Annotated in this window: 14 protein-coding genes; 11 read left to right on the top strand and 3 right to left on the bottom strand. The window is 28.3% G+C overall.

Translation table 4 applies throughout. From position 1 onward, the window contains the following. Positions 1-15 precede the first annotated feature (15 nt). On the top strand, positions 16-2,286 hold the full coding sequence (locus tag JN03_RS09450) for a putative immunoglobulin-blocking virulence protein (RefSeq protein ID WP_134076639.1): 2,271 nt from the start codon (positions 16-18) through the stop codon (positions 2,284-2,286). A 177-nt stretch (positions 2,287-2,463) separates the two neighbouring features. Here the strand turns inward: JN03_RS09450 and JN03_RS09445 are convergent, their stop codons facing one another. After that, positions 2,464-4,164, bottom strand: a complete 1,701-nt coding sequence (locus JN03_RS09445; RefSeq protein WP_134076638.1) for an APC family permease — start codon at positions 4,162-4,164, stop codon at positions 2,464-2,466. 255 nt (positions 4,165-4,419) lie between these two features. On the opposite strand from JN03_RS09445, the gene JN03_RS02220 reads away from it, so the two are divergent. The 9 genes from JN03_RS02220 (at position 4,420) to JN03_RS09410 (ending at position 18,442) form a co-directional block, all read left to right on the top strand. Then, entirely contained in the window at positions 4,420-5,187 is a 768-nt protein-coding gene (locus JN03_RS02220; RefSeq protein WP_134076637.1) for a TatD family hydrolase, read from the top strand. Positions 5,188-5,199: 12 nt separating this feature from the next. Next, a complete protein-coding gene (gene rsmA / locus JN03_RS02215; protein WP_134076636.1) occupies positions 5,200-5,973 on the top strand; it encodes a 16S rRNA (adenine(1518)-N(6)/adenine(1519)-N(6))-dimethyltransferase RsmA in 774 nt (257 codons plus the stop codon). A gap of 360 nt (positions 5,974-6,333) precedes the next feature. Next, positions 6,334-8,421 (top strand): P68 family surface lipoprotein, encoded by a 2,088-nt coding sequence (locus JN03_RS09440; protein WP_036440639.1) that lies wholly within the window; start codon positions 6,334-6,336, stop codon positions 8,419-8,421. Positions 8,422-8,455: 34 nt separating this feature from the next. Continuing rightward, complete coding sequence (locus tag JN03_RS09435) at positions 8,456-9,463, top strand: thermonuclease family protein (protein ID WP_036440642.1); 1,008 nt, start codon at positions 8,456-8,458, stop codon at positions 9,461-9,463. A 64-nt stretch (positions 9,464-9,527) separates the two neighbouring features. Continuing rightward, positions 9,528-11,495: an ATP-binding cassette domain-containing protein gene (locus JN03_RS09430; RefSeq protein ID WP_036440645.1), complete on the top strand. Its 1,968-nt coding sequence runs from the start codon at positions 9,528-9,530 to the stop codon at positions 11,493-11,495. 1 nt (position 11,496) lies between these two features. Beyond that, positions 11,497-12,555 (top strand): carbohydrate ABC transporter permease, encoded by a 1,059-nt coding sequence (locus JN03_RS09425; protein WP_036440649.1) that lies wholly within the window; start codon positions 11,497-11,499, stop codon positions 12,553-12,555. Then, positions 12,497-13,498, top strand: coding sequence for a carbohydrate ABC transporter permease (locus JN03_RS09420; protein ID WP_036440654.1), 1,002 nt, complete (start codon positions 12,497-12,499; stop codon positions 13,496-13,498). Before JN03_RS09425 ends, JN03_RS09420 begins: the two co-directional genes overlap by 59 nt. 303 nt (positions 13,499-13,801) lie before the next feature. After that, positions 13,802-15,469, top strand: coding sequence for a P80 family lipoprotein (locus JN03_RS09415; RefSeq protein ID WP_134076635.1), 1,668 nt, complete (start codon positions 13,802-13,804; stop codon positions 15,467-15,469). A gap of 117 nt (positions 15,470-15,586) precedes the next feature. Continuing rightward, positions 15,587-18,442, top strand: a complete 2,856-nt coding sequence (locus tag JN03_RS09410) for a cation-translocating P-type ATPase (protein WP_134076634.1) — start codon at positions 15,587-15,589, stop codon at positions 18,440-18,442. A 91-nt stretch (positions 18,443-18,533) separates the two neighbouring features. Here JN03_RS09410 and rsmG read toward each other — a convergent pair whose 3' ends face one another. Together rsmG and JN03_RS02170 are read right to left on the bottom strand one after the other, a co-directional pair. Next, positions 18,534-19,241 (bottom strand): 16S rRNA (guanine(527)-N(7))-methyltransferase RsmG, encoded by a 708-nt coding sequence (gene rsmG, locus JN03_RS02175; protein WP_235187912.1) that lies wholly within the window; start codon positions 19,239-19,241, stop codon positions 18,534-18,536. Beyond that, on the bottom strand, positions 19,213-20,187 hold the full coding sequence (locus JN03_RS02170; protein ID WP_134076633.1) for a ribose-phosphate pyrophosphokinase: 975 nt from the start codon (positions 20,185-20,187) through the stop codon (positions 19,213-19,215). The genes rsmG and JN03_RS02170 overlap by 29 nt, the downstream gene beginning before the upstream one ends. Before the next feature lie 281 nt (positions 20,188-20,468). Here JN03_RS02170 and JN03_RS02165 point away from each other — a divergent pair, with 281 nt between their 5' ends. Further along, positions 20,469-21,272, top strand: coding sequence for a hypothetical protein (locus tag JN03_RS02165; protein WP_134076632.1), 804 nt, complete (start codon positions 20,469-20,471; stop codon positions 21,270-21,272). The last annotated feature ends 12 nt before the right edge of the window (positions 21,273-21,284 follow it).

The following is a 21,284-nucleotide window of genomic DNA, read 5'->3' as shown; positions in this document are numbered from 1 at the left end:
ATTAGCAAATAAATTATGGGTATTATAAAAAAGAAAAAAACTAAATTAGCATTGGTAGGATCATCAGCTTTTGTAGGTACACTTGTTACTGCAGCAAGCATTTGATATTTATCACAAGCTAAACGTACAAATTCTGTAAATTTAGATCTAAGAGATCCACAAATGAAGATCCAAAAAGGAGATCTTGATTTAAATAATGCTAACCCTAGTGTCACAGATCAAAATATTCCTAAGATTATTAAAATAGTAGACGAAGTAAAACCACCTGAACCTAAGCCAACTCCAACCCCTTCTATTCCAAAACCACCTGAAGTTAAACCAGAACCTTTACCCAAACCAAAACCACCTATAGTAACTCCTATTCCTACTCCTGTGCCTAAACCACCAGTTGAAAAACCTAAACCTAAAGAAAATGAAGAAATTAAGGTAACTCACAACAAAAGAAAAATCAATATTTTTGGTGTTGATGTTGAAGTAGATGTTGAAGAATCGGCTAAAAGAGTTTATAACCCTAGTGATGTACAAAAAGGAATTACAAATGTAAAACCTTACTATAGTGAAATTGCTTTTAAAATTACTAATGTTGAAGTAACTGATGAACTTATAAAAGCTAATATGGAACATGCTAAACAAGGTTTAAACCATAACTTTGATAAATCAATTAAAGATCTTCCTGAAGAAGATACTGAGAAATTTAAATTCAAAGAACATTTGCGTAACAACCGTCTTTGATTTGAAAAACAATACTTTAAATTTAGAGACTTTATCAATAAGCAAATGCAAAATGATAATTTGGTTAATTGATTTAAAGAAGAAGATAAGCAATACTATTGAGATAAAATCAAACCAATGAAAATTGAAAGCATTGATGATGAAATCAAAAGACTAGTACTTATATATCCTCGTTTGGATATGTCTAAATTTAACAAACTTTCACAAAATGCGGAATCATATTTACGTAAAGGATTAACCGCAAGTGAAGACAATGTTTTCATAAATGAAAATGGTGAAATAGATTCAAGATCATTTTCTCCATTTCCAGGTTCTAATAGCACATTTGAAAGAATCAGACGTGATAATGAAGAAAAAAGAGTATTTGGTTTTCCTTCAAAAATTGATGACTGAAAACGTGCGCCTGATACAGTTCTTCAAGGTAATTATCCAGGATGAACTAAAACAGAAATTAGTCCAAATAATGATGAAAGATTTAAAGATCTTGGAATTAATAATTCTGATGGTATCAAGATTCACGAACTAAAAAGAGAAAAAGAAGAAGCTGGCAAATTAAACAAAGGTATTGTAATAACAATTGACTTTGCTAATGAAGCAGGATATCAAAAAACTAGACAAATCATCAAACAATTAAAAGAAAAGAATATTGATGTTACTTCATATCGTTTCTTAAATGTTGGTAAAATTGATGCTAACCAAAAAATGGGTGAAATAGTCCAAGAACTTCCTGACACCTTGCCTCAACTTGAAGTATTCTTTGAATCTACGAATACAGATGCATTAAAATATCTTGAAAACAAAAATATTAAAGAACTTTCTTTAATAACTACAGGGAATTCACTTCGCGATGAATGAACTATTAACCCATTTGCATTGAAAAAAGTTGAATGGGTTAATACAGTTGATTACAATGTAAGCTCTGATTATTCCAAATGACAACGTATTGCTACCAGAATTACTTTTGACACTATAGGTTTCGACCAAGAAGATGAAGATAAAGGTAGAATTAACGATGGGCTTAGAATGGTATATTTCGTAAGAAATAATGAACCATTCTTCCAAGGTGGATTTGGACCTGGATTAAGTCCTGATCATAAAGAAGGCGAAAATAGTTGACCTTTAGGACTTGATTTAAGTAAAATTAAAACAAGAAAATCATTACGTGGATTAATCTTTAATGATGAATTAAAACCTTCAAATGGTAAGCGAATGCTAAAACGTTTAACTTTATACAACAATAGCAATGTGTTTGAAATTGATGCTGAAGAGTTAAATAATGCTCAATTTGATGGTATTATGATAACTCAACAACCTCAAATGCCAAGAACTAAGATATTCTTTTCAAACCATGCAACTAGAAATGTTAGAGTTACAATGAAAAAAGGTCAAATGTTAACTGAACAAGGATATAGAAATCTAAAAATTCTATTAGACTATGGAGAAGGACTAGATCCTCGCCAAGTTAAATCAGAAAATATTCCTGAATTAGTTTCATTCCTTCAAAATCATGGATTAATTGTTGAAACTTCATCAGAAGATAATGAATATAATTAATCTAAGTTAAAAGCTTAAGTTTAAAATAATAAATATCAAGTGCAAGAAAAAAGTATTTGATATTTTTTTTATAAGATAAGCAAAATAAATAAGAATAAAAAAACTTTAGACATTAATAGTAAAAAAATAACCCCAGCGATTAAACTGGAGTTATTTTTAGAATAAATGAAATTGAAATTAATTTACACGAGCTTCTCTAAAGGTTTTTAGAACTATGTCGTTTAATTCTTTGCTAATTAATAAGTTTTCATCTGTTGGGTTTACTTTTAGTTTAGCTTCTAGTTTAGCTTCTCTTTTTTCAGCAATTATTCTTTCAATAGGAGCTCCACAGAATGAAACAATGCAATATATGATAAATAATGCTGAAGCCACACCATTACCTACTATTGCGTCTTTTAGTTTAAGTTCAGGATCATCTCATTGAGTTTGAGCCTTACCAATATTAATGAATAAGCTAAAGAATGGATCTAATGCTTTAAAGATCATTACTGTAGCAACAATAACAACAGCTGTTATTCCAGCTCATTTTGTATGTTTGTTTTCAGTAACTGCTATAAAGTGTTTCTTTCTGTTTTGTAGTGCACCAACAATAGAAAGAGCTATAAATCCAAATGAGAAAATAGCCATTCAGTCAGCCATTAAGTCTGAAAATGTTAGAAGGTTTGAAACTCTAGCACCGTAATCATCGCCTAGACCTCAGCTATCATGATATCCATAAGCACCAATAATTGTTAAGATCACAATGAATGGTAGTGATAGGGATAGTACAAATATTGCACCAACTATAGGCATTTTTGAGTTCTTCATGTATTTATATACAGAAGCAGGTACTCAAATTTCACCTTCTTTAATTAGATCTTCTACTCATCTTGTTGCTCACATTGTAAATCCGTTTAGAATTCCAATGATACCAACTGAAATGCAAATGTTAATTAATCCGAATGCTCATCCGTGTCCTAATTCTTTTAACTTGTCACCAAATGAATAGAAATCACCTATTTTTTCAGTTTTAGCACCAATATTACCAGCACCTAAGGTCATAGCTGTTGCTACTGTAATGTAGATTGCAGTCATACTTAGAAGACCGATTGTTAAAGCAGCAGGAGTTTTTTCTGGATGTTTCATTTCTGATTGAATACCAGCAGTTACATAGAAACCATCAAATGCAAAGAAGATTCCGCCTAGTGAGCCAAATACTAGAAGGAATGGTGATATTCCTAAGAATGAATCTGTTTTTTTGTCCAAAATAATTTCGCTAATTTTAACTGATTCGTATTTGATACCGTATTTTCCAGCGAAAATAAAACCAATAAGAGTTATACCTACCAATGGTACAAATTTAAAGGCAGTAACGATTCAGTTTTGAATGTTTCCAGCACGTGATGAAATACCAGCTGAAAATACCATTCATACTGTCATTAATACACCTAGTAATAGGTACATTCATGCACCATAGGCTTTAGCTTTTCCAAAACCTGTTGAAGCACCAAATGCGCTCAAACCATCTTGGAATTGTACTATAACATAGTATGGCATGAAGAAGTATGTAAATGGTAGATATAGATAAGTCATAAAGAATTTAACAGCTTTGTAAATTTTCAAAGTGTTAAAGGCTTTTGCTCACCCGATCATACCTAAATTGTCGTTACGTCCTGATGCTACTTCTATTAGTCCAAGAGCCATACATACAACAGCAAACCCAGCGATTAATCAAACAATAATAGCTCAAACTATGTTTAGCCCTGAGTTTTGTAGAACGGTCTTAGCCCTAAGAAAAATTCCAGCACCGATAGTTGCACCTAAAACGAAAATTATAGCAGAGAAGAAACTAATTTTCTTAGGCGTACTACTAGTAACAACTAATTTTTCGTCGCTCATTTTTTTCCTTTCAAAAAAAATTAAATTTAAATATATATATTTAAAAGTGATATATTTAAAAAATATATCCTAATAATTATAATAAAATTTTAATATTGAAAAAGCAATTCAAAATTCAAACTGACCTTGTTCAATTAAAACTTGACTTTTTCTAATTAAAATTGTTTATAATAAGTGATTTTTCGCCTTTTTAAACATAAAATAGTGCAAAATTAAGCTTGGTTTAAAAAAAAGCGAAAAGAAAGGAAAATAAATATGAAACTTGAATATATTGATATTCACACACATCCATTCAAAGAATATTATGAAGATCCACACACAGAAGTAAAAAAGTGAAAAGCACAAAATATGCAATATATGTTTGTAAATGGAACTTCTGAAGAAGATTGTGTGGAACTTCTTGAACTTTGTAAAAAAGAAGATTATTTATTTCCTGTAATCGGCATTCACCCTAGTTTAGCTAAAGGCAAACAAGATGGAAAGTTTTTAGAATCAATAATTACAAAAGATGTAATTGGTATTGGTGAAATTGGTTTGGATTATCATTATAATGATAATCCTTCAAAAGAAGTTCAATTTGAAAGTTTTACCTCACAACTTGAAGTAGCACAAAAATATAATTTAGTAGCTATTTTACATATACGTGATGCATTAGAAGATGCTTATAGTATCATAAGCAACAAAAAATATCAAAACCTTAAGTTTGTATTTCATTCATATAGTGGTGATGCAGAATTTACTAAGAAATGTTTAAAACATCCAAACTTTTATTTTTCATTTTCAGGTGTAGTTACTTTTAAAAATGCAAAAAGTTTGCAAGAAGCTAATAAATTAATTCCACTTGACCGTATGTTTTTTGAAACTGATACTCCTTATTTAGCACCAGCCCCTCTACGCGGTAAACCTAATATAAGTCCTTATGTTGAATATATTTACAAATATGTTGCTGCAAGTAGAAATATACTAGAAGAAAAACTAGTTGAACAAATCAAACAAAATGTCAAAAAAGTTTTTGGAGTATAAAATTGAATTTAAATGAATGATATATTTAAAAATAAACCCAAAAAAAGTCTTGGACAAAACTTTTTGATAAATGAAAATATTAACAAAAAAATTGTTGATATAGCACAATGTTCCAATAAAAATGTAATAGAAATAGGGCCTGGCAAAGGTGCTTTAACTAGATATCTTATTTCAGAAGCTAAAAACGTTATAGCTTATGAAATAGATAAAGACTTAATTGAAGATCTTGAAAATTTAAAAGCATCAAATTTAAAAATAGTAAACATTGATTTTTTAAAAATAAAAGATTTAGATTTTGAAAATCAAATTGTAATAGGTAATATTCCTTATTACATTACATCAGATATAATTTTTAAATTATTGGAATTTATTTTCAAAATTGAAAGGATTGTTTTATTAATACAAGAAGAAGTAGCAGATAGAATTTGTGCCATACCAAAAACCAAAGAATATGGCAAACTTGCAGTATCTTTACAAGCTTGTGCAAATTGTCAAAAGCTTTTAAAAGTAAAAGCAGAAAATTTTTACCCTATTCCCAAAGTTAATTCTGCTGTTATAAAAATAGAATTTAAAAAACAATTAGATTTTGATTTAAAAAACTTTTTAGAATTTACTAAAACTATTTTTCAATTTAAAAGAAAAACACTTTTTAATAATTTAAAAAATAAATATAGTTTAGAAAAAATAAACCAAATTTTTAATGCTAATAATTTAACTTTTAAAACTCGTTCCGAAGAACTAGAAGTAGTACAGATAATTAAATTATTCAAAAGTTTTTCAAACTAAATCTCTTTATTTTCCAAATTAATGACTTAAATACAACTCTTTGTTTAAAAATGCTTTTGAAAAGTCAAAATAGCATTAGTTAAACAAATAAAAGATTGCCTTTTGAGGTAAAATATAATATGTGAAAAATAAAGAAATGAAGTTGGGGAATAAGTTTTTCTTTAAAAGCATCCAATCGCAAAAATCGAGTAGCTATTTTTAGTACAAAGATTTTTGCATTTTTTTTATTTTTTTGTTAGTTAATATTTCTTATTTTATTAAATTGTTATTAAATCCTATTCGTTAGTTTTACAAAATTGTTTAAAAAATAAAACAATAATGGACATTATTGAAAGGTATTTAAACTAAAAAATACAAAAAATGAAAAAAAATAAGTTATTTACCATTGCGTCATTGACATCACTAGGTGCAATTGCAAGTATGTCACCTACATTGATTTCTTGTACCAAAAAACCTTTTGACCAAAGAAATGATGGTAAAATAGTTATTTCAACAGGGTTTTCATTAACTGGTAATCAGGGTAAAGGGCTAATTGATAAAGTTAATGAATATAATAAATGAATTGGCTACAACTCTAATAAAGATATATGAGAAGGTACAAATAAAAAAGCTGAAGGTTATATGCCTTTAGAAGTTGTAGCTAACCCTAATGGTTATTCAACTAGCACATTAAGATTAAAGTTAACATCAAAAGATAAAACCGAACTTTTCAATATTTTTGTTAACTATCCTTCTGCTGCCGCTTTGCTTGCAGAATGAAAAATGAACTTGGCTATGGATGAAGCAGATTATGAAAGTTTTGGACTTGCATCTTCATTCAAAACTATAAATGATAATATTGCTTTCAACACCAAAAAGGAAAAATGAGTAGTTCCTCTTGGCCGTTCAAGTGAAATGGGTTCTGTTAACAAAATTGTTATAGGTAAGATTTTAAGTGACCTTAAAGAAAAAGGTGCTCAACTAGATGGAACTCACAGCAACATTGATAGTTATATTGATGCATATAACAAATCACAAGAAAAAGATTTTGCTGATTTTAAAAAGAAATGAGTTGTTAAATCAGATATCAAACAATCAGTTTTAGATGTAATTAAAAAATTAAAATTAACTGATGATATGTTTGATACATATGCTTCTTTAATCGATTTTTCAATACTTGCAAAAAGCATATATGAACCAAATGCCTCAGCTTACATAATTGGTATAGATTCATTTCCATCTGCAGTTAATTTAATGACTTCATCTATTACCAAAAGTGATATCAAAAAGAACTATATTTCTTATAAGCCTGATTCAACTGCAAAAAAAATAATTGCAACAGGTGGATATGATTTTGAAAGTTTTAGATTTAACAAAAATAGTGAAGAACATAAATTATTCAAAAAAATAATTGAAAAATTATTGCATGCTATAAATTCAAAAGCATTATGAGTTGGTGGTGGTGGCCAATATGGTTCGGATCACTTAAAAAATCACTTGCTAGGAATAAGTTATGGATCAACTGCTGGGTACAGTAAAACATACTTTGGTGAAAACGATAAAATTGTTAAATACAAAGGAACTTTAAATACTAAAGATATTGAAAAAGTTAGCACAATTGTACAACTAAATGGTAAAAATCCAGAAGCAGGTATATTGTTTAAATTTGACACAACTAATGGTCATACTAACAAAATTTTTAGTTCAACAAATGAAAAAGAAGCAGGAAAATATGACTATAAATCTAAAGATCAAAATTCAGACAATGCTATTTCTGGATTAGCTGATAAAAGTTTTTTAGTTAGTTCTAGCAATTTATCTGTTCAAGGTTCAAATGTTATTTTCACAGATAATAATAAAAAGACACATATTGTTCCAAAAGCAAAACATTTAGGACAAATTTTTAAAAATAACGAATATGACTTTTTTGCATTTGAAAGTACAGAATTTGAATTCGCAAAAGCAGATAATCAAAATACATTACAAAAAAGTGAAGCTACTTGAATTTCAAATCCCCACTATGCTTTTGATAAAGCAAATGAAACAGCTGCTATATTTACACAAGGGCCTTCTTTAGTATTAATTCATGCAAATGATGAAGAAGACAAAGCAACAAAATTATTTGTTAAATGATTCTATACGAAAAGAAGTGATGGAACAACACCGGTTGAAGATTTCAATAAAGCAGGAAGTTATATTACTCCAACCTCTGAATTTTTGAGTTATACTCCTGAACAACTTGAAAAAGATAAAAAATTCAAACTTAATGATGCGCAAAAAATTGCTTTTGAAAACTTTAAGAAATCAATTAGCGAATCTGCAACATATAAATTAGTAGATGACGTTCCTGCTTTCAAATCAGCATTAGTACGTGATAACTTAGGTACAGCAGCAAGACAAGCTGTTAATGCCTCATCTGGTAAAACATTTGAAAAATTCCTTGAAGAAGTAAATCAAGGCTTAATATAAAAATATTATTTTTAATAAATTAAAACTAGTTATTATGAATAATAAATTTAATAAAAAAATATTGAAATTTTCAATATCACCTATTTTAGCTATGTCTTCATTAATTCCATTGATTTTAGTATCTAAATCATGTGGATATGATCATAAGTCAATATCAAATGCAGATTATTCTAAAAAAGGGTATGCTGTTCAATTTCAAAATTATAAAAATATAGGAGAAGTATTTGATCAAAGTGTAGTGGGCGGAATATTAACCGAAAATCCACAAAACCCTCTAGATCCTCCAGTTACTGTAGAAAAGAAATTTACATATTGAGAATGATTCAGTTATGTAGATGCTACTGTTGAAAGGATAACTGATGGTGACACACTTGAAATTAAAGCTTTAACTAAACCTTTTAGTGTAACAGGTGCTGTTGATAGTAGTATTGAAGTGGGTAAAACCTATAAAGTCAGAATTTCAACAATTGACACATTAGAAGAACATGCTCCTGAAAATAAAGCAATAGATAAAGTTGAAAAAGCTTTTGCTGAACTTGACCATAAATATGCTGAAAAACTTATTCCCGTTGGTTCAAAGGTAAGACTTGTTTCTGATAGTTGATCAGTAACTTCTTATAATAGAAAAGTTGCATCACTATTTTTTGGAGAAAAATATCAAAGAAACTTTGCTTGCGAAATGTTAGCTGGTGGTTACACTTTACCAAGAATTCAAGACCAAAGAAAAGTATTTGAAAACGGTTATCTTGCAAATGGAAAAAAAGATTCTATATTAGCATTATTACTACCATACTTAGCTTATGCATACAATGAAGGTCTAGAACAAAAAAGAGGTTTTTATAGTACAACTGAACCAGAAGTTGTAGCTCTAAAAAAAGAACACAATGTCAAAATTAATACTGTATATGATCTAGCTAAACTTTATAAAGAACATGGAGATATGGCCGGACAAGGTGAATACATATTATCACCAAAATATAGTATTAATCCTGATAATAAAACTGACAATATTTTTAGATTTATAAAAAAACATGGAAATTAAAAAGTTTATTTTTAATTGCTAATTGATTTTGAAATTTAAAAAAAGAGATAAATAAATTAATAATATGACTGAAAAAAACAAGAAAAATAGAATGGATTTGGATCAAGAAGAAATTCATGGTTTTTCAAAAATGCGTTACGAAAAGTCAAAGAGCGTGCCTGCCATTGAAATAAAAGATTTGGTAATTGACTTTGGTGATGCAGTTGCCGTGGATAATGCTTCATTTCAAATTCAAAAAGGAGAACTCGTAACACTACTTGGTCCTTCAGGATCTGGAAAAACTACAACTTTAAATGCTATTTCTGGATTACTGAGACCTACTAGCGGAAAAATCTTTTTCTCTGGAATAGATGTTACAAAATATTCTCCTCAACAAAGAGAACTTGGTCTTGTTTTTCAAAACTATGCTTTATATCCTCATATGACAGTATATGAAAATATTGCATATCCATTAACTAATGATGAACATTGAAAACAAGAAACAAGAGAAAAAACAAAGTTAGCAGAACAAAAAATCTTTGATTTAATTTTTAAACATTACAATGTGAGTGAAGAAATTCGTAAAGATATTGAAACAAAATGTTATTACAGTATCGACAATCCTAAAGAAACTAGAAAACATATTGTTGAACTTCAATCACAACTATCTGACATTTGTGAACAACAACTTAATAAACTTAATTTAGCAAAAACTACTAAAATCGCAAAACTTACCAACCTTTCCAAAGCCGCTTTAAAAGAAGTTAAACATCTAAAAAGAGACTCTTTTGGTGTTAAATCAAAACTACTATTTGAACAAAAAGAAGAAATTGGTAAATTATTAAGACAAATTGATATTCTACGTTCAAAACAACAAGATTTTGCTAATGAAACTGCTAAAATAAAAGAAGTTAAAGCTAAATTTAGTGCTTTAATTAAAGAAGAAAAAGCAAGTCTAAAAGCTAAAATCAAACAAGTTTTAGATAAATATGAAGTTGAATATCAATCATTAAAGCAAGTTTGTCAAAACAATATTATTGAAGCTGCTAAAGAATATAAAATAGCTTATGCTGCTAAAAAACAAAGTTCACTAAATGAAGATATTAAAAACTTAAAGATTAGATTAAAAGAAACTGAAAAAAGAACTAGTTTAGAATATAAAGAAACTTTATTAAAAGTATTCGATGAAATATTCACTGCTAACAACATCCTTCGTGGATCATTTAATAAAAAAGTTAATAATTTAATAAATCTATTGCCTTCTGATTTACAATCTGAAATTGAAGTGCTTTCTAAAGATGTACTTACTATAGAACAAGCTATGGTTAAAGACATTCTTGAAGTTGCTAAAAGAGTTGACATTACCAAAAACTTAAGTAAACGTCCAACTCAACTTTCAGGAGGACAACAACAACGTGTGGCTATTGCCCGTGCTATTGTTAAAAAACCAAAAATTTTATTGTTAGACGAACCATTGTCTAACTTAGATGCGAAATTACGTATTTCAACTCGTAAGTGAATAAGAGCCATTCAACAAGAGCTTGGTATAACAACAGTTTTTGTTACCCACGATCAAGAAGAAGCTATGTCAATTAGTGACAAAATCGTATGTATGTCAACTGCTAAAGTACAACAAATAGGTTCTCCTATGGAACTTTACAGAACTCCAAAAAATGAATTTGTTGCTAAATTCTTAGGTATGCCTGAAATGACTATTTTTGAAGCACAAATAAAAGCTAAAAAAATTGTTGTAGATGGAATTGAAATAGCTGATGTTCCTAAAGACTATACCAAGTCATTAATTCATGTCGGATTACGTGGAGAATCATTCAAAGAATCATCAACCGGAAACTTCACCGGAATTGTCAAGGTAGTTGAATATCTTGGTAAAGAAATCCAAGCACAATTATTTATTGAAAACATAAATATGCTTGCAAACGTTTATCTAACCAAAAAACATCACTATGACCTTGGCGAAAAAATTAAATTATCAATAAAAGATATCACTGATATTCATCTATTTGACCCAGAAACAACTGAAAGAGTTAACTAGAATGAAAAACCTTTATTTTATAAAAAAATATAGAGTTAAAAACATCGGTGATTCGCTAACAATACTTAACCAAAAAACACCATTTTGAAAGCCAATGCTTTTAATACTTCCATCATTTATTTTGATGATGATGTTTGTATTAATACCATTCTTATTAGTTATAATCAATTCAGTAGTTACAACTGAATATGGTGGAATAGAATTAACACACGAAAACTTTACGAATCTTTTAAGAACTCCTCGTTTTACTAGAGCAATTTATAACTCAATATTGTATTCACTACTAGCACTTCCATTGAGTTTATCAATTTCAATTATTATTAGTGTTGCAATAACAACAGTTGTAAAAAGATGAGCTAGAAGTTTTTGACAAACTGTATTCTTCTTGCCTTATGTTACATCAGCAGTAGCTGTATCTATGTCATTTGCATTTATGTTCGCAAATGCTGGTGGAACTGGTGGATTAATGAAAGTTTCTGGACTTATTAATATTGTTCTAAAGAAATTAAAATTAGTAAGTGAAGACGTAAGATTTCTATACAGTGGTGAAACCATGTCGTGAAATCCATTCATCGTTCTTTTGATTAGAGGAGTATGGGGAAATCTAGCTTTCCAAATTCTTATTCTTACAACAGCAATGTTATCAGTTGATCAACAACTATATAAATCAGCTGCTATTGATGGAGCAAGTAAACGTAGACAATTCTTTACAATTACTCTTCCTTCTATTAAAAGAACAATATCATTTCTAATTACTATTGGGTTAATTAATGGAATTAAAGTATTCCCACTAGCTCTATATAGTAATAGTGCTGATGATGCATTAAGTAATGGTGCTTCAACTCTAATGCTATTGGTTTACTACTACACTTCAAATTCAATTTATGGTGTAGCAGGAGCTGCTTCTGTTATTCTATTCGTTATTGGTGTTACGTTGTCATTTTCATTAAGAAGATTAGTTACTGTAATTTACAAAATGTCAATAAAATTAGGAGAAAAAAATGTTGCTCGGAAGATTGAAACTTCGTCACTGGAATCAAAAACGTACTTTAAAGTCTAGACAAGAAGAAATGATGAGACCTATTGAGGTCTCAAACCCAGCTTCTATTATTCTTACTTGAACATTTAAAATATTTATATTGACATTTTTTGGGATAATGATTGTTTTCCCATTCTACTTTATGTTAAGTCAGGCCCTAGTTGACAAAGAATGAATTAACAAACCTGATGTTTTCTTATGATATCCAAGAAAATATGATAATTCAGGACTTCTAAAAACCTTTGAATGACACTGAGAAAACTTAAAATATGCAATGGAAGAAGGATATTTTAAAGCAATAGTATTCACTGCTATTATCACCTCTTTTTCTGTGGTATTAAGAATTGCTTTTTCAATGACCTTTGGATATGCATTTGCAATTAAAAAATGAAAATTCAAATCAGTTTCATGAGTGCTATTTCTATCATTATTGGTGCTTCCAGAAGTAGCACTTATGTCAGGACAATACCAAATTATTGTTAAATTAAATTTGCATAGTGGATTTTCTGCGAGAGTATTTGGTATTATTGTACCTTTCATTGCTTCGGTATTTTCAGGGTTTATGTATCGGAATGCATTTGAAGCTATTCCTGATTCAGTTAAAGAATCGTCTCTAATTGATGGTGCTGGTGGAGTTAAATTCTTTACTAAAATTGCAATGCCTTTGGTTAAATCAACAACTTGAACTGTTGCAATTTTAACAGGACTTACTTCATGAAACTCATATACATGAGCGCTTCTAATTCTAGGTAAATCAACACCAGGTACTTATACAGTTATTAACATATGATTAGCAGAAACAGGTAAAGTTGAAATTGATGGTTCAAGCGAACCTAGAATAACACTTCCTGTCAGAATGGCTGCTACTGTTCTAGCATTGCTACCTATGTTTATTGTATACTTCTCAATGCGTAAGAAAATTATGGATGCTATATCTCGTCAAGGTAGAGCTACAAAAGGATAGAAATAAAATTCGGAGAAAAACAAAATTATTGATAATGAATTTGATTTAAAAACTGCACAAAAATTTATGCGTAAAGCTAAAATTAAAAAAATAATTGTATTTTCTGTTTTTGGAGCTTTCCTACTAGCTATTCTTATAACATTTATAATTTACATTCTTAATGCTACCGGACTTGTTATTAAATAATTACATTATTAATAATCTTAAACCAATTATTATTGATAAAAAAGTGGCAAACTAACCATTTGCCATTTTTTTCTTATAAAATTAATTAACAACCTAAAATCTAATGAAAGGAATTAAATGCAACTAAAGAAAAAACTTTTTTTGCTAGCTTTAGTTACTCCATTTATAACTACACCTTTAATTGCAAAAAAATGTGAAAATAAACACATTGAAGTTTTAATTCCATTCCACATCGAAGATGCTCGCTACAAACAATTTGAAGTTTTAGCTTCTAAATATAATTCCGAACAAAAGAAATCTCCTAATTTTACTGAAGTTAAATTAGTAACTATGGCTAATCGAAATAATGTATATAACCAAACTAACCTTTCACTTCGAGTAGATGATCCTTATGTTTCTGATCTTGTTATTCACTATCCATCACTAGCATTTGCCATTAATTATTACAACCGTCTTTTAGATTTTTCAACTGAAATTTCAACTTCTGGCATTTACCCTGAATTTTTAGAAGTTAATAAACGCGCATTCGCTAGTTCTACCATCGGTATTTTGCCAGCCGGCATTAGCACCGATTCATTAATAGTAAATAAAATTACATTAGGTTATGTACTAACAAAAATTCAAGAAATTATTGACCAAAAATTTCCAACCAAAAAACTTCTTTCTCCTATAGGAGAGAAAACCAGACTTTTAGAGATTATAGAGCATTATAAAAATGCAAATGACCATAAAAAAAGCGAAATTGATAAAGCCTGAAATTTTGCTAATGTTTTAAATTTAGAAGCTTTAAAAAATACAAAACTGGAATATTCAGACAGTATTCTTTTAAACTACTATGATATGTTTGCTTTTTCAAATGAAATAGCTGCTATTTTGAATAATAAAGAACAAAAAGAACCTAAAAGACTATTATATAACCACCACATTCCCAACCTTCTTTTTCAAATGCAATTTAATAATGCGGGTTGTGATTATGATGAATATTTTGTAAAACCAAGAACAACAACATCTCCTTATTTAAATTACAAGCCAATATTTGAAAAAGGATCTAGTTCATACAATAGCTTGAAAGAAGTTTATGGTATTGAAACTCAGGCTTCATTTAATTCAGCACTCCACATTCAAAAAAAGATGCCTTTGACAGTTCCGCCTGCTTTTTATGACACAATATTTTCTTTAATTTCATCACATAGTTCATTTGAATGAATTAAACAATATAACAAACTTTTAACTGAAAAAGATTTCCTTTATATGCAATCTCCAATGAAAAATAAAGCAGAACAAACTAAATCTTCTTTTTTAAATCAAGGCCTTAATATTATGGGAATATCACATTCACCTGAAAAAAACAAAAAGATTAAAAAGTTTGTTAATTGACTTTATGACATAAAAAATCGTCAAAACTGGCAATTAATTTATAAAACAGTAGATGAAGATAAAAGTCCTAAAATACATATTATTGCACTAAAAAACTTAACACCTATAGAATATTATGCTTTTGCTTGCAATTATGTATTTCCTTCAAAAGAATTTATTTCAGAATTTAAAGCAAGCAAAATTTCTGAATTAGATCCTATTAGTTATAATTACACTCAAACTATAGAAGCTTTTAAAGCATCTCCTCAAACAATTAAAATGTTTGAAGAACCATTTGATAATAAATCAAATATATTACGTGATAGAATCAAAAATGATTTAATTGATTTTTTTAACCGAAAATCATTAAAAAAACCTTATTCTTTTGAAGAATTTATTACAAGATTAAATGAAGGAAATGACTTTTAATTAGATTTTGCTTAATATCAAAATCCAATAAAGTTTTTACTTTCATAAATTTTTCTTATATTGTTAAATATAAAAACCAAATAATATAAAATTTAATTAACAAAATAAGGCTAGAAAATGATAAATAAAAATAATAATGTAGATATTCAATCAAAACCTGATTATAAGCAATATATTAATACAAACATTAACACTGGACTAACTGATGAAGAAGTAAATAAACGTCAAAAACTTTTTGGTAAAAACACATTACGTGAAGCCAAAAAGAAAAATCCTTTATTAGTTTATTTAGAACAATTTAAAGACTTACTTGTTTTAATTTTGCTTTTTTCTACTTTACTTTCTTATATTATGGCAATTGTATCTGCTAGCCAAATTAATTGAGTTAAATCAATTGAACTAACTGTTAGTTTTATTGAACCCACTATTATATTAATAGTTATTCTCATTAACTCTTTTATTGGTGCGGTTCAAGAAATAAAAAGTGAAAAAGCTATAAATGCTTTACGAAAATTAAATTCACCAAATGCTAAAGTTAAAAGAAATGGACAATTAATTACTCTTCCATCTGATGAAATTGTAGTTGGAGATATAATCTTTTTAGATACAGGTGACATAGTTCCAGCAGATGGCTACATTCTTTCTTCAAAAAACTTAAATGTAATTGAAAGCTCATTAACAGGTGAATCTGAAGCTGTAGAAAAGCATTTCTCTGAACTAAAAGATGAATCACTTCCTATTGCTGAACAAAAATTTGCTCTTTTTTCATCTTCGATAGTATCTTCTGGAAATGCTACTTATATAGTAACTAAAACTGGTATTGATAGTGAAATTGGTAAAATTTCTAATCTAGTAAGTATGCAAAAGCAATCACTTACTCCATTGCAACGTAAAATTACTAAGTTAGGTAAAATATTTGCTATTTCAGGAATTGTACTATTTTTATTAAGTGTATTAGTTCAAATTATTTTCCACGTAATCAGCAAAGGTAAATTCAACAACGTTTTATTCTGAAGCACAACCTTTATTAATGGTGTTTCACTGGCAGTTGCTGCTATTCCAGAAGGACTTGTTGCCTTTACTTCCATAATTCTTGCAATTGGTGTGCAAAAAATGGCTCAAAAAAAAGCCATCATCAAAAATCTTATGTCTGTTGAAACACTTGGATCTTGTTCGATTATTTGTTCAGATAAAACAGGAACATTGACTGAAAACAAAATGACTGTTGTAGATCATTACTCTTTAGATTCTAAATATATCTACAAATCAGTTTCAACTACTTCAAATTTATTAAACTTGTTTCAATATGCCTCACTTTGTTCGGAAGCTAATATTGTTAAAGAATTAGATTCTAACAACATAGCATTTTATAAAGAAACAGGCGATCCTACCGAAATTGCACTTTTATATGCTCTTGAAAAAAATTCAGATATTAAAACCAAATTAGAATTAGACACAAAATTTCCAAGACTTTTCACTCTACCTTTTGATAGTGATAGAAAATTAATGACTTCAATTAACAAAATTGAAGGTGAAAATGTTGTTATTGTAAAAGGTGCGCCTGACATTTTATTATCAAAATGTAATAATTTAAATGACACACAATTTAAGCAAATGAAGCAACAAATTGAAGACTGATCTGATAAAACTTATCGTGTTCTTGCTCTTGCTATTAAAAAAATAAGCGACACTTCTTTAAAAAACTTAAATAAATTATCTGAATCTGAACAAGTACTTGCTCTTGAAAGTACACTTCAATTTGTGGGTATGCTTGCAATGATAGATCCTCCTAGACAAAGTTCAAAAGATGCAATTGAAATTTGTAAAGCAGCCAATATTAAACCTATTATGATTACAGGAGATAGTATTAACACTGCTATTGCAATTGCTAAAGAACTTGGTATATACTTAGAAGGTGATGTTGCTATGTCTGGACAAGAACTTATGAAAATAAGTGATGAAGAATTAATTCAAAATATTGAAAAATATTCAGTTTATGCTCGTGTAGCCCCTGAAGATAAACTTCGTATAGTTCATGCTTGACAAGCTAAAAACCAAGTTGTTGCTATGACTGGTGATGGTGTAAATGACGCCCCCGCACTAAAAGCAGCTGAAATTGGATGTGCTATGGGAATAACTGGCACAGAAGCTTCAAAACAAGCAGCTGATATGATATTAGTAGATGACAATTTTTCAACAATTGTTTCAGCTGTTGAAAATGGGCGTTCTATTTACCAAAAGATTAAAAATGTAATCCAAAACCTTTTAATAACTTCAATTGCTGAAATTATTTTAGTGTTCTTTGGACTAATTATATTTAAAGCAGTATTCAACACACAAATAAATGAGCAAATTCAAAAAAATAGTTCTTTTAACTTCTATATATTAGGAGCAACTCAACTATTATGAATTAACTTATTTACCCATGGTTTTCCCGCAATTGCTTTAGGCCTTCAAGAATCTAAAGAAAACTATATGAAAAGCAAACCTATATCCAAAGATGAATCAATATTTGCAAATAAAATGGGCATTAATACACTTTGACAAGGCATTTTAATAGGGATTTTATCACTAGTTGGATATTACCTTGGAGCCTACTATGCTTTAAAAGATGCTTCTACAGCTCATAAATTTGTTGAATATGGATCTACTTGTGCATTTTTAATTCTAGGTATTTCTGCTACATTTAATGCAATTAATTTAATGAGTAAAAAACCATTTATTGTTTCAAATCCACTATTTTATTGAAAAATTTATTTATCAGTATTTATTAGCCTAGGCTTTTTATTCATCGTATCTTTCATAAAACAAATTGCCATAGTTTTCAAAATTACCGAAGATCTAACTACAACTCCACATCTTTTAATTTATGGCTTGTGTTTACCACTGCTATTAATTCCAATCTACCAAATTCACAAAGTTATTTTGCTAGCTATTGAAAAACACCGCATCATAAAAGCATCTCAAAAATAAACTACATTTCAATAATTTCAATAATTTCAATAATTAAAAAATCTTGTTGTTTTATAAATTAAATTCAAACAAGATTTTTTAATTTTATGAATTAAGATTTAATTATTTTAGCTCAATCTCTAGGAAAATTCTTTGGAGTAGGATTGGTTTTATGATAATAAATTAAATTATTAGAAATGGTAAAAAATGGCTCTAATTTTAATGTTTCTAGTTTAACATCAAGCTCTTTTATTATTCAACTAGCATTATTTATTTCATTTAAATAATTATTTGATTTAATAAAACAAAATACACTATTTAAATTGCCAATATGATGCGATATTTCAATTAGATTTTTTAATTCACTTACAGCACGTGCTGTAATAAAATCAAACTTTTCTTTTTCATTAGAACTTTCAGTTCTAATGTTTTCAATTACCAAATTTTTTATATTCAATTTTTCTTTAACAAGTTGTAAAAAATTACATCTTTTACCTAATGGCTCATGGATAAATAAATTAAAGTTAAAGTTTGAATATATAAAATAAGGAATCGAGGGAAATCCTACACCTGAACCTATATCTAAAATGTTTTTGCTTGAAAGGATGCATATTTTAGTTTCAATTTCTTTGAATACCAAAATAGATTCTATAATACCCTCACAAAATAATTTTTCATTATAAAATCCGGTGAGATTATATTTTTGATTTTCTTCTTCAATTAAAGTGTAGTATTTATATAAATTTTGCTTAATTAAACTACTGGTATTTGGCAAATACTTATCAACCAAACTATTTGTTTGTGTTTCCGTAAGCATCATAAACTTCTGTTATTGAAGTTTTGTTAATATTAGCTTCAATAACCATACTTAAAAATTCTGCAAGTGATAAAATTTTCAATTTTTTAAAATGTTTTAAATCTTCTTTATTAGTTGAATCTGTGATAATAACTTCGTCAATAACAGGTTCATTTTCAAACATTTCAAAACCTTTTGAAAAAAGACCATGAGTAGCAGCTACAATAATTTTTTTTGCACCCTTTTCTTTTAATGCTCTTGTAGCATTAATTATTGTTCCACCAGTGTCGATGATGTCATCAAATATAACTACATTTTTATCCTTAACATTTCCTAATACTCCCATTATTTCAGATACATTAGGTGCAGTTCTTCTTTTATCAATAATAGCAATTTGTTCGCCATTATTTAGAAGTTCTGATAGTTGTCTTGCACGTACGGCACCACCATGATCTGGTGAAACTATAACAAAATCGTTTTTTCTACTTCTTAATTCATTTGCAAAAATGAATTGTCCACGCAAATCATCAACAGGAATGTTGAAAAAACCTTGAATTGATGGGTTATGTAAATCAATTGCAATTATTTTAGTACATCCTGCTTTTTCAAGCAAATCAGCAACTAATTTTGCAGTAATTGGTTGTCTTCCTGCTGCTTTTCTATCTTGTCTAGCATATCCATAATATGTAATAACTACATTTATGTGTTTAGCGCTAGCTCTTTTAAGTGAATCTATAAATATTAAAAGTTGCATTAAATTTTCATTTACGGGTTTTGCTGTGTTACAAATTACAAATACACTTTTATTTCTTACGGTGATATCTGAAAATAGTAAATTTTCACCATCAGCAAATGTAATTTTTTCAACTTCTTCTACATTTGTTTTGATGTATTTACCTATTCTTTTGGCTAATTGAATTGAATTATCCATTCCAAAGATAACTACATCATTTAATTTTTTATTTTCCATTATTTATCCATTTATTGGTAATTAATTTAATTATTTTAAATTATATTATAAATGCAAAATCTTTGCAAACCTTATTTTTATTTACTAAAAATGTTTTACTAATATTAGTTTTTCACATTCCTTGAAACCATTATAAAAATTCATTAATTTCACAAATTTTCCTTTGAATAAGGATAATTTTTGCCTCTATGTGATTTGAAAGACCATTTTTTTTTTTTTTTTGTTTTGCAATACAATTCAAAAGAATTTTACGTAAAAATTCACAATCAAAGGAGAAAAAAATGGCTGAGAAAAAGTTTCTATTAAGAGAAACTATCCATCCACAAACAAAACAAACTATTTATTTAATCTCTGAAGTTGGAGTGCAAGCAAAACCGGTAGTCTTGCCAAACTTACTAGAATCGTTAAAACAATTTGTTATGCAAAACGCAAAAATCCCACAAACAATGTTGTATTTTTACTTCCAAAACAAAGTTTGTGGGATTTTAGATGTTTTAAAATCAAAACAACTTTTAGATAAATTAGTAGCATTAAAAGTTGATGTTAAAACTACAAACATTGAATTTCTATTAAAAAATAAACTCCTAGAAATTCAAGCAGGTAAAACTGAAGAAATCAAACAAGTTACTTCAGCAGCCGCTGCTCAAACACTTGACGATTTAGCATTAAAAGTAAAAATTGAATTACTTGCTAAATCTAAAAAAGCCAAAGACATTCAAAAATCAGATGTTAAAGTATCACTTGAAAATTTTAACGGAAAAATTGTGATTGAAAATGTTTTAGAAAATGGTAGTGATGTTGACGTTTATTATTTCCTAGAACAAGACAAAGCAAAATCACAAATCTTTATTAAAACCATTGGCGGTATTGGCACACCTACTCAATACTATTCAGAAGCAATTTTAGCAAGTTCTAAAATTTCTGAAATTCTTAAAAACACAGGTTTTGAAGCAACTGAATCTATCAAAATCTCAACTGTTAGATACAAAATGCCAAAATGAGTATTTGCAGTTATTGGTGTAATTTCAGGCTTGTTTTTAATTAATTTAATTTTTCTAATCTTATCATTTGCAAAAATTTTGTAAAGGCACTAACTT

Source organism: Metamycoplasma hyosynoviae, assembly GCF_004365165.1.
Lineage (GTDB): Bacteria > Bacillota_I > Bacilli_A > Mycoplasmatales > Metamycoplasmataceae > Metamycoplasma > Metamycoplasma hyosynoviae.
This window is presented reverse-complemented; position numbering and strand designations above follow the sequence as displayed.